Annotated in this window: 10 protein-coding genes; 6 read left to right on the top strand and 4 right to left on the bottom strand. The window is 60.3% G+C overall.

Translation table 11 applies throughout. The annotated features are described in order from the left end of the window. Nucleotides 1–178: 178 nt before the first annotated feature. Both msrQ and msrP read right to left on the bottom strand, forming a co-directional pair. On the bottom strand, nucleotides 179–784 hold the full coding sequence (gene msrQ / locus DL1_RS19880) for a protein-methionine-sulfoxide reductase heme-binding subunit MsrQ (RefSeq protein ID WP_245739600.1): 606 nt from the start codon (nucleotides 782–784) through the stop codon (nucleotides 179–181). Further along, nucleotides 784–1,713, bottom strand: a complete 930-nt coding sequence (msrP, locus tag DL1_RS19885) for a protein-methionine-sulfoxide reductase catalytic subunit MsrP (protein WP_038069899.1) — start codon at nucleotides 1,711–1,713, stop codon at nucleotides 784–786. The genes msrQ and msrP overlap by 1 nt, the downstream gene beginning before the upstream one ends. A 292-nt stretch (nucleotides 1,714–2,005) precedes the next feature. On the opposite strand from msrP, the gene smpB reads away from it, so the two are divergent. The 6 genes from smpB to DL1_RS19915 all read left to right on the top strand — a co-directional run bounded on the left by smpB (nucleotide 2,006) and on the right by DL1_RS19915 (nucleotide 7,891). After that, nucleotides 2,006–2,479, top strand: coding sequence for an SsrA-binding protein SmpB (gene smpB / locus DL1_RS19890; RefSeq protein WP_038069901.1), 474 nt, complete (start codon nucleotides 2,006–2,008; stop codon nucleotides 2,477–2,479). Nucleotides 2,480–2,568: 89 nt separating this feature from the next. Then, nucleotides 2,569–3,420, top strand: coding sequence for a 3-mercaptopyruvate sulfurtransferase (gene sseA / locus DL1_RS19895; RefSeq protein ID WP_038069904.1), 852 nt, complete (start codon nucleotides 2,569–2,571; stop codon nucleotides 3,418–3,420). Beyond that, entirely contained in the window at nucleotides 3,420–4,601 is a 1,182-nt protein-coding gene (locus tag DL1_RS19900) for an amino acid aminotransferase (protein WP_038069907.1), read from the top strand. The genes sseA and DL1_RS19900 overlap by 1 nt, the downstream gene beginning before the upstream one ends. Before the next feature lie 136 nt (nucleotides 4,602–4,737). Further along, entirely contained in the window at nucleotides 4,738–5,196 is a 459-nt protein-coding gene (locus DL1_RS19905; RefSeq protein ID WP_038069910.1) for a MarR family winged helix-turn-helix transcriptional regulator, read from the top strand. Continuing rightward, nucleotides 5,189–6,325 carry an HlyD family secretion protein gene (locus DL1_RS19910; RefSeq protein WP_074854918.1) on the top strand — a complete coding sequence of 379 codons (1,137 nt, stop codon included), beginning with the start codon at nucleotides 5,189–5,191 and terminating at the stop codon, nucleotides 6,323–6,325. Before DL1_RS19905 ends, DL1_RS19910 begins: the two co-directional genes overlap by 8 nt. Nucleotides 6,326–6,328: 3 nt before the next feature. Further along, nucleotides 6,329–7,891: a DHA2 family efflux MFS transporter permease subunit gene (locus DL1_RS19915; RefSeq protein ID WP_051693717.1), complete on the top strand. Its 1,563-nt coding sequence runs from the start codon at nucleotides 6,329–6,331 to the stop codon at nucleotides 7,889–7,891. Nucleotides 7,892–7,954: 63 nt separating this feature from the next. Here the strand turns inward: DL1_RS19915 and DL1_RS19920 are convergent, their stop codons facing one another. Together DL1_RS19920 and DL1_RS19925 are read right to left on the bottom strand one after the other, a co-directional pair. Continuing rightward, nucleotides 7,955–9,253 (bottom strand): ammonium transporter, encoded by a 1,299-nt coding sequence (locus DL1_RS19920; protein ID WP_038069913.1) that lies wholly within the window; start codon nucleotides 9,251–9,253, stop codon nucleotides 7,955–7,957. Nucleotides 9,254–9,274: 21 nt separating this feature from the next. Continuing rightward, on the bottom strand, nucleotides 9,275–9,531 hold a 257-nt coding region (locus tag DL1_RS19925; RefSeq protein WP_038069915.1), incomplete at its 5' end, for a P-II family nitrogen regulator.

A 9,531-nucleotide genomic window follows, 5' to 3' on the forward strand; every position in this document is an offset into this window, starting at 1 on the left:
ATACTCCGCAAGCGCCTTTTTGAAAAAACTGCACATTTCTGACGGAAAAACGTCATGTTACTGAAAAGAAAAGAAAAAACCCGGATCTTTTTGGAAAGATCCGGGCGAAAATCGTTACAGCACAAGAATGTTTCGCAAATCACCTGATTCAGCGAAATCTCTGAAAACGGCGCAGCGCCTACCGGCGACGGGGCACCAGACGCAGCGCCAGAAGGCCGAGAACGGCCCCCAGCCAGATCCAGCCTTCCTGCGAGATCACCTTCATCTGCATGAGGTAATGAATCACCCCCAGCAGAACGGCAGGGTAGACGAGCCAGTGCAGGCGACGCCAGTTTCGGCCCAGCTTGCGGATCGAGGCATTGTTGGAGGTCACCGCCAAGGGGATCAGAATCACGAAGGCCGTGATTCCCAGCAGCAGGTACCAGCGCTTGTAGAGATCGGCCAAAGCCTGTCCCCAGAGCATACCCATATCGAGGATCGCCCAAGAGGCCAGATGCAGCGCGATATAGAAGAACGCCAGCAGGCCGATCGCACGGCGGTAACGGATCAGGTTGATCCCGAGGAATCGCCGCGCGGGGGTGATGGCCAGCCCGCCGACCAGAAACCACAATGCGATCTTGCCCAGCCGGTGTTCGATCTCGGCAACCGGGTCTACTCCGATCCCACCCGTCAGGGTGAGATAGACCACCCAAGCGAGCGGGATCAGCCCCGCGAGATAGACCGGCCAAGTGGGCACGCGGCGCAGCGCGCCATTGATGGGGGCCGTAAGGCTTGCGCTCATCATCAGTAGAACTTCCGCAGGTCCATCCCCTGATACATCGAGGCGACCTCATCGCCGTAGCCGTTGAACATCAGGGTTTTCTGACGCCCGCCGAACAGGCCCGCGCCGATATGGCGCTCGGTTGCCTGGCTCCAGCGCGGGTGATCCACCGTCGGGTTCACATTCGCATAAAAGCCGTACTCGTTGGGCGCGAGGATATTCCACGTGGTCGGCGGCTGCTTATCGGTCAGCTCGATCTTCACGATGCTCTTGATCGATTTGAACCCGTATTTCCACGGCACGATCAGGCGGATCGGCGCGCCGTTCTGGTTCGGCATCGGCTCATCATAAAGACCGGTCGCCAGAATCGTCAGCGGGTTCATCGCCTCGTCGAGCCGCAGCCCCTCGATATAGGGCCAGTCGATTCCGCCCTGCTTCTGACCCGGCATCTGCGAGGGACGGTACAGCGTGGTGAAGGCCACGTATTTGGCCGAGGGCTGCACGCCCACGCGCTTGAGAAGATCCGCCAGTTCAAACCCGACCCAGGGGATCACCATCGACCACGCCTCGACACAGCGGAAGCGATAGATCCGCTGCTCCAGCGTCTCGGGCTTCACGATATCCTCGAGCCCATAGGTGCCGGGCTTGTCCACCAAGCCGCCGATCTCGACGCTCCACGGATCGGTCACAAGCTGGCCTGCATACTGCTCGGGGTCGGTCTTGCCCCAGCCAAACTCGTAGAAATTGTTGTAGGAGGTGATCTGCTTGAGCGTATTGGGCTTGGCATCTGTCGAATATTTCGACGGTTTGGCATCGAGCCCTGCCAAGGCCGGTCCTGCGATAGAGCCGAGCGCAAGCGCCCCTGCGCCTGCCATGAGCTGGCGGCGGTTGAGGAAATCGGCTTTCGGGGTCACGTCGGCCCATGTCGGGTCGCCGGGTCTGATCTTGCGCATGAAGCTCTCCTTTTTGCCTCCCACTGCAAAAGCGGGATATGCCCTATACACGTCTTTTCGAAATCAACCGTGACTTTGTTACGTGCGGCATCAAGATAGTTACGAGGCAAGCGCGGCTTCGGATCATCTGGCCCGCCGCCCGCGCCGTTCCTGCGTCAACTCCGCACCTGCGCCACCAGCCTATCATAGCCGGTTTTCGAGAACATTATATGCAACGCGCGCGCGAGGGCAGTGAACTCTGCGCCTCCGCCCACTGGACACAGACCCACCCCTGCCCTATCTCGGGACGACCATGGCAAAGAAATCTGACCCAAATTCCAAGCTGATCGCCGAGAACCGGCAAGCGCGCTATCACTACGCCGTCGAGGACACGCTCGAGGCGGGGATCATGCTGTTCGGCTCGGAGGTGAAATCGCTGCGCACCGGCCAGACCAATATCGCCGAGAGCTATGCTTCGGTCGAAGATGGCGAGCTGTGGCTGATCAACGGCTATATCGCGGCCTATATGCAGGCGGGTCACTTCGGCCATGATGAGCGGCGCAAGCGCAAGCTCTTGGTCTCCAAGCGCGAGTTGTCGCGGCTTTGGAACGCCACACAGCGCGAAGGCATGACGATCGTGCCGCTGAAGATGTACTTCAACGAGAAGGGCATCGCCAAGCTGCTGATCGGCATCGCCAAGGGCAAGAAATTGGCCGACAAGCGCGAAACCGAGGCAAAGCGCGACTGGAACCGCCAAAAGCAGCGCCTGCTCAAGCAGAATAACTGAGCAAACCTCGGGTTTTGACGGGCCTGCCCTTGCGTCTGGCTGGGCGCAGAGGCTAATCAACTCAAGACCGAGGAGAGAGGCGCATCGCGATGGACAATCCCAAAACGCTTGTATCGACAGACTGGCTCGCCGCCCATTTGAACGATCCCGATCTACGGGTTCTCGACGGATCGTGGTTCCTGCCGCAAATGGGGCGGGATGCGAAGGCGACATATGCCGCCAAGCATATTCCCGGTGCGCGGTTCTTCGATATCGATGATATCTCCGACAACCGCTCGCAATTGCCCCATATGGCACCGCCCACCGAAAAGTTCATCTCCCGGCTGCGGGCGATGGGTGTGGGCGATGGCCATCAGGTGGTGATTTACGATCAGCTCGGGATCTTCTCGGCGCCGCGCGTGTGGTGGCTGTTCCGTCTGATGGGCAAGACCGATGTGGCCGTGCTCGATGGCGGCCTGCCCAAATGGGAGGCCGAGGGCCATCCGCTCGAAGACATGCCCCCCATGGTGCGCGACCGTCACATGACCGTGCAGCGCCAGTCGGGTCTGGTGAAGGATGTCACGCAGGTCGCGCATGCCTCCAAGCTGGGGGATTTCGAGATCATCGATGCGCGCCCCGCGGATCGCTTTGCAGGTCTGGGCGAAGAGCCCCGCGAGGGGCTGCGCAAGGGCCATATCCCGGGATCGCGCAACCTGCCCTTCGGCCAGCTTCTGACCGCCGAGGGCACTTTCAAATCCCCTGACGCCATCAAGGCGCTGTTCGAAAAGGCCAATGTCGATCTGTCCAAACCGGTGATCACCACCTGCGGTTCGGGCGTCAGTGCGGCGACACTCGCGCTGGCCCTCGAATTGATCGGCAAGACCGACTGGTCGCTCTATGACGGGTCATGGTCTGAATGGGGCATGTATAACGACCTCAAGGTCGCAACCGGAGAGGCATGATGCTGAACAATCTCAAACCGCAAGCGCCGGACAAGATCCTTGCGCTGATGGAAGAATACCGCGCCGATGAGCGCGATCAGAAGGTCGATCTTGGCGTCGGCGTCTACAAGGATGCCGAGGGCGTCACCCCGATCATGTCCGCGATCCACAAGGCCGAAAAGCAGGTCTGGGAGACCGAGACCACGAAGAAATACGCAGGCCTCGCTGGTCAGCCCGAATTCCACGCCGCGATGGCCGAGATGGTTCTGGGCAAAGGCTATCCTGCCGACCGCCTGTCCTGCCTATCGACCGTGGGCGGCACCGGCGCCTGCCGGATGGGCTTTGAGCTGGCGCGCATGGCCAATCCCGACACCACGATCTGGGTCTCGGATCCGACCTGGCCGAACCACCTGTCGATCCTGAATTTCATGGGTCAGGCCTTCAAGACCTACAGCTATTTCGACGCCGAGACCCGCGCGGTCGATTTCGACGCGATGCTGAGCGATCTCAAAGCCGTCAAGTCGGGCGACATCGTGCTGCTGCATGGCTGCTGCCACAATCCGACCGGCGCGAACCTGACGCTCGAGCAATGGGGCCAAGTGGCCGACCTGCTCGAGGAAAGCGGCGCCATCCCGATGATCGATCTGGCCTATCAGGGCTTTGGCGACGGGCTTGAAGAAGACGCCGCCGGAACCCGGCTGATCGCACAACGCCTACCGGAAGTTCTGATCGCGGCAAGCTGTTCGAAGAATTTCGGGATCTATCGCGAGCGCACCGGCTGCCTGATGGTTCTGGGCGATGCGGCCACGCAAAAGACGACGCAGGGGTCGCTGGCCTATCTCAACCGCCAGACCTATTCTTTCCCGCCCTATCACGGGCAGGCCTTGGTCACGCGCGTCCTCACCGATCCAGCGCTGCGCGCCGAGTGGGAGGCCGAACTGGAAGAGGTCCGCACCGGCATGCTGGCCCTGCGTCAGCAACTGGCCGACGAGTTGCGTCGTCTGTCGAATTCCGACCGGTTCGATTTTGTGGCCGAGCATCGCGGCATGTTCTCGCGCCTTGGCGCGACGCCCGAGCAGGTTGCCAAGATGAAAGCCGAGAACGGGATCTATATGGTGGGCGACTCGCGCATCAACATCGCCGGTCTCAACAAGAACTCGGTGCCGCTTCTGGCCCGCGCGCTACTCGACGCAGGCGTCTGACAAAGCACTTCTCGAAAACGTGATCAAAAACGGGAGCCTGACGGCTTCCGTTTTTTCATTTTTTATCGCGATCGACTTGAAACTATAAGCAAGCTCATAATGTAAAGGCTTACTGTTTTCGAGGACCCAGAGATCTATGCCAGAGCACACATTAGGCTTCCTGCTCCATGACGCGACACGGTTGATCCGGCGGCGCTTTGAAGCACGCGCGCATGAGCTTGGACTGACCACCGCGCAATGGCGCCTCTTGGTTCAGCTCAAGCGCGAAGGCCCGCTCGCTCAAGCGCGACTCGCCGAATTGCTCGAAATCGAGCCAATTTCGGTTTCGCGCCTTGTCGACCGGATGGAAGAAGCCAATTGGGTCTTGCGCAAACAAGATAGCCACGACCGCCGCGTAAAGCTCGTTCACCCCTCTCCCAAGGCCATTTCGGTCTTCGAACAAGCACGCTGCATAGCCGATGCAACCTATGAAAAAGCCCTCCGGGGCGTTTCCAAACACTCTGCCGAACGTCTGACCCGGACGTTGCACCAAGTGATTGACAACCTTTCAGACGATGAAGCCCGCATCGAGGGCCGCGAGGAAAAAGATGAGTAACGATCAAGACACGAAAACCAGCCCCGACAGCGAAGCCCCCGCCAAGAAGGCACGCAAGAAAGGCCCGAAATTCTGGCTCCTGATCCTTGTGCCCGCCCTGATCGTGATCGGCGGCGCGTGGTTCTGGCTGAGCGCGGGTGGTTCTGAAAGCACCCAAAACGCCAATTTCCAAATGGCGCGCATCCCGATCGCAACCCAGATATCGGGCCGTGTGACGAAGGTTTTCGTGACCGAGAACGAGCATGTGAAAAAGGGGGCTCCCCTCTTCGAGATCGACAAGAAGCCCTATGAGCTGGCTCTCGCCAAGGCCGAGGCCTCGCTGGCCTCTGCCAAGCTGGATATCGAGCAGCTGCGCGCCTCCTATAAGGCCGCTCTGGCCGAGGAAAAGCAAGCCGCCGATAACGCCCAATATCAGGCCAATCAGCTCAAACGTCAGGAATCCCTGACAAAATCGGGTGCGGCCACGCAGACTTCGCTCGACGCGCAGCGTACCCAGACGCGGGCAGCCGAAGACACGCTGGCCGCCGCCCAACAAAAGGTCGCCTCGGCCAAGGTGGCGCTGAACGGCGATCCCGAGATTTCCGTCGAGGAGCACCCGATGGTTCAGGCCGCGATCGCCGCTGTGAATGACGCGAAATATAACCTGTCGCAGACCGAACTCAGAGCGCCCAGCGACGGCATCATCTATCAGGCCTCCTCGTTCAAACCGGGAGAAATGGTCTCGGCGGGCGCGAGCCTGTTCACCTTGGTCGACACCTCCGACGTCTGGGTGATCGCGAACTTCAAGGAAACCGAGCTGACCGATATGCAGGCGGGCCAAAGCGCAACCGTGGTCTTTGACGCCTTCCCGAGCCGGACCTATCACGCGACGCTCGAAGCGATCGGCGCAGGCACGGGCGCGGAATTCTCGCTCCTGCCGGCACAGAACGCGACCGGGAACTGGGTCAAAGTCACCCAGCGTGTACCGGTGCGCCTGCGCCTTTCCGAAGGGTCGAACCTTGAGGGGCTGCGCACGGGGCTGTCGGCGGATGTGACCGTCGATACCAACTCGAAACCTCTCTATCAGAAGATCCTCAATCAGTCTTCCGGCGCGGAGGCCGCTACGGCCCCGGCAAGTCAGGACAAGTAAACCATGGCCGACGCCATCCAAGACGACACGCCACCGATCGATCCGGAGAACGTCCCGAACCGGCCCATCATCATGGCCTGCTTGATGCTGGCCACGATCATGCAGGTGCTCGACACGACGATTGCCAACGTCGCCCTGCCCGATATGCGGGCGGATCTTGGCGCGTCGCTGGACACGATCAACTGGGTTCTGACCTCCTATATCGTGGCGGCGGCGATCGTCACACCGATGTCGGGCTGGCTGTCCAACCGGTTCGGCCGCCGTGAAGTCTTCATGGTGTCCGTAATCGGTTTCGTGCTGTTCTCAATGCTGTGCGGTATCGCATGGTCGCTCGACACGATGGTCCTGTTTCGCCTTTTGCAAGGCGTGTTCGGGGCGGCGATCGTGCCGCTGGCGCAGAACTTCATGCTCGACATCAACCCGCGCGAACGGCACGGGCAGGCGATGGCGGTGTTCGCCGCCGGCATCATGCTGGGCCCGATCATCGGGCCGACGCTGGGCGGCTATCTGACGGAATCGTTCAACTGGCGCTGGGTGTTCTATATCAACGTCCCGCTCGGCATCATCGCGCTGGCGGGCTGCATGACCTTCCTGCCCAAAACCCCGAAATCCAAGGTCAACTTCGACTTCATCGGCTTCGCAGCGCTCGCCATCGGCATCGGGGCGTTGCAGTTGATGCTGGACCGGGGCTCCGATCTCGATTGGTTTTCCGCAACCGAGATCTGGATCGAACTGGCGCTGGCCATCTCGGGGTTCTGGGTCTTTCTGGTCTGGATCATGGGGGTGGAAAAGCCCTTCATCGATCCGAAAATGTTCCTCGACCGCAACCTGTCGATGGGGCTGTTGTTCATCTTCGTGATCGGGATCGTCCTGCTGGCCTCTCTGGCACTGCTGCCGCCGATGCTCTCGAGCATCTTCAGCTACCCCACGGTCACGACAGGTCTGATGATGTCTCCGCGCGGGGTTGGCGCAATGATCATGGCTATCCTGATCGGGCGGCTCGTCAAATTTATCGATCTGCGGCTTCTGGTGATGCTCGGCCTCGGCATGACGGCCTATTCGCTCTACATCATGTCGACCTTCTCACCGCTGATGGGCCCGCGCCTGCTGATCGTCTCGGGCGTGATACAGGGCTTCGGCTTGGGCGCGGTCTTCGTGCCGATCTCGACACTGGCCTTCGCCACGCTCGATCCGAAATATCGTGGCGACGGCACGGCACTGTTCAGTCTGGTGCGCAATATTGGCTCATCGATCGGGATCTCGATCGTGACCGCCCTGCTCACCCATAACATGGCGGTGAACCACTCCGAGATCGTGTCCTCGATCAACCCGCAAAACCTGCAGAGCCTTTTGGGCAGCGGATCGGGGATGAGTTCTGAACAGTCCAGCTACGTGCTCAACAATCTGGCCACACAGCAAGCCTCGATGATCGCCTATCTTGATGACTTCAAGTTCATGATGTGGATTACTCTGGCTTCGATCCCGCTGGTCTGGTTCCTGCGAAAGCCCGACTATCAGAGCCAAGGCTCTGGCAAAGAGGCGGAAGAGGGACCGATCCTCGAATAACGCAGCACATAAAAAAGGCCCGGAGTATGCTCCGGGCCTTTCGCATCCTGTCTGGATCGTGGCTCAGACGCCCGTGTGATAGGCGCTCTCGCCATGGGACGACAGATCGAGCCCGACGCGCTCTTCCTCTTGGGTGACGCGCAGACCGATGATCATGTCGACGATCTTGTAGAGGATCGCAGAGACCACGCCACACCACACGATGGTCACGGCCACAGCCTCAAGCTGGACCATGAACTGATGGCCAATGGTCACGCCATCTGCCAGACCCGTGCCGCCCAGCGACGAGGCGGTCAGGATGCCGGTCGCCAAAGCGCCCACGATCCCGCCGATGCCATGTACGCCGAACGCATCGAGGCTGTCGTCATAGCCGAACTTGTGCTTGATCGTATCCACGAAGAAATAGCAGATCGGCGAGACGATCAGGCCCAGAACGAGCGAGCCCATCGGGCCGATCGTGCCACATGCGGGGGTGACGGCCACGAGACCGGCCACGATCCCCGAGGCAGCGCCCAGCATCGAGGCCTTTCCGCGCAGCAGACCTTCCACCGCAGCCCACGACACCAGAGCCGCCGCCGTCGCCACGAACGTGTTGATCATCGCAAGACCCGCGGTGCCATCGGCTGCGAGCTCAGAGCCTGCGTTGAAGCCGAACCAGCCGACCCACAGGATCGCAGCACCAACCATCGTCAGCGTCATCGAATGCGGCGCCATGTTCTCTTTGCCCAGACCGATGCGCTTGCCGATCATGATGGCCCCGACAAGCCCCGCGACGCCTGCATTGATATGCACGACCGTGCCGCCCGCGAAATCGATCGCGCCCCATTGCGACAACAGCCCGCCGCCCCAGACCATATGTGCGATCGGGAAATAAACGAAGGTCACCCAGAGGATGGTGAACAGTACCAGCGCCGAGAATTTCACCCGCTCGGCAAAGGCCCCCACGATCAGCGCAGGCGTAATCACCGCGAAAGTCATCTGGAAGACGATGAAGACATATTCCGGGATCGAGCCCGACAGCGTGTCAGGCGTGATTCCCTTGAGGAACGCCTTGCCGAAATTGCCGTAGAACGTGCCCGCGCCATTGAAGGTAATGGAATATCCATAAAGCACCCAGACGATCATCACGACGCCGGTGATCATGGTGCATTGCATCAGCACCGACAGCATGTTCTTGGAGCGCACGAGGCCGCCATAGAACAGCGCGAGCCCCGGCATGGTCATGAACAAGACCAGCAGGCTCGAGGTCATCATCCACGCGGTATCAGCCCCGTTGAGCGTGGCATCCTGTGCGCTGGCAGGCAGCGCTGCGAGCAGGGAAGCCGCCGCTCCGAGCCCCGCAATCTTGAGAAAGTTTTTCATTGGTCTGTCCCCCTATCGCCCTTAGAGCGCATCATCATTGGTTTCGCCGGTCCGCACGCGCACCGCTTGGTCCACATCGAGCACGAAGATTTTGCCATCGCCGATTTTCTCGGTCTTCGCAGCTTTGAGGATCGTCTCGACGACCTCGTCGGCCAGACCATCGGCCACGACGATCTCCAGCTTGACCTTGGGCACGAAATTCACCGCGTATTCCGCCCCACGGTAGATTTCCGTGTGACCTGACTGGGCGCCAAAGCCCTTGATCTCCGACACCATCA

It is taken from the genome of Thioclava dalianensis (assembly GCF_000715505.1).
GTDB classification, from domain to species: domain Bacteria; phylum Pseudomonadota; class Alphaproteobacteria; order Rhodobacterales; family Rhodobacteraceae; genus Thioclava; species Thioclava dalianensis.

Excerpts from the sequence above, each read along its gene's own strand:
- msrQ (WP_245739600.1), bottom strand. The coding sequence starts at position 784 with ATGATGAGCGCAAGCCTTACGGCCCCCATCAATGGCGCGCTGCGCCGC.
- msrP (WP_038069899.1), bottom strand. The coding sequence starts at position 1,713 with ATGCGCAAGATCAGACCCGGCGACCCGACATGGGCCGACGTGACCCCG.
- smpB (WP_038069901.1), top strand. The coding sequence starts at position 2,006 with ATGGCAAAGAAATCTGACCCAAATTCCAAGCTGATCGCCGAGAACCGG.
- sseA (WP_038069904.1), top strand. The coding sequence starts at position 2,569 with ATGGACAATCCCAAAACGCTTGTATCGACAGACTGGCTCGCCGCCCAT.
- DL1_RS19900 (WP_038069907.1), top strand. The coding sequence starts at position 3,420 with ATGCTGAACAATCTCAAACCGCAAGCGCCGGACAAGATCCTTGCGCTG.
- DL1_RS19905 (WP_038069910.1), top strand. The coding sequence starts at position 4,738 with ATGCCAGAGCACACATTAGGCTTCCTGCTCCATGACGCGACACGGTTG.
- DL1_RS19910 (WP_074854918.1), top strand. The coding sequence starts at position 5,189 with ATGAGTAACGATCAAGACACGAAAACCAGCCCCGACAGCGAAGCCCCC.
- DL1_RS19915 (WP_051693717.1), top strand. The coding sequence starts at position 6,329 with ATGGCCGACGCCATCCAAGACGACACGCCACCGATCGATCCGGAGAAC.
- DL1_RS19920 (WP_038069913.1), bottom strand. The coding sequence starts at position 9,253 with ATGAAAAACTTTCTCAAGATTGCGGGGCTCGGAGCGGCGGCTTCCCTG.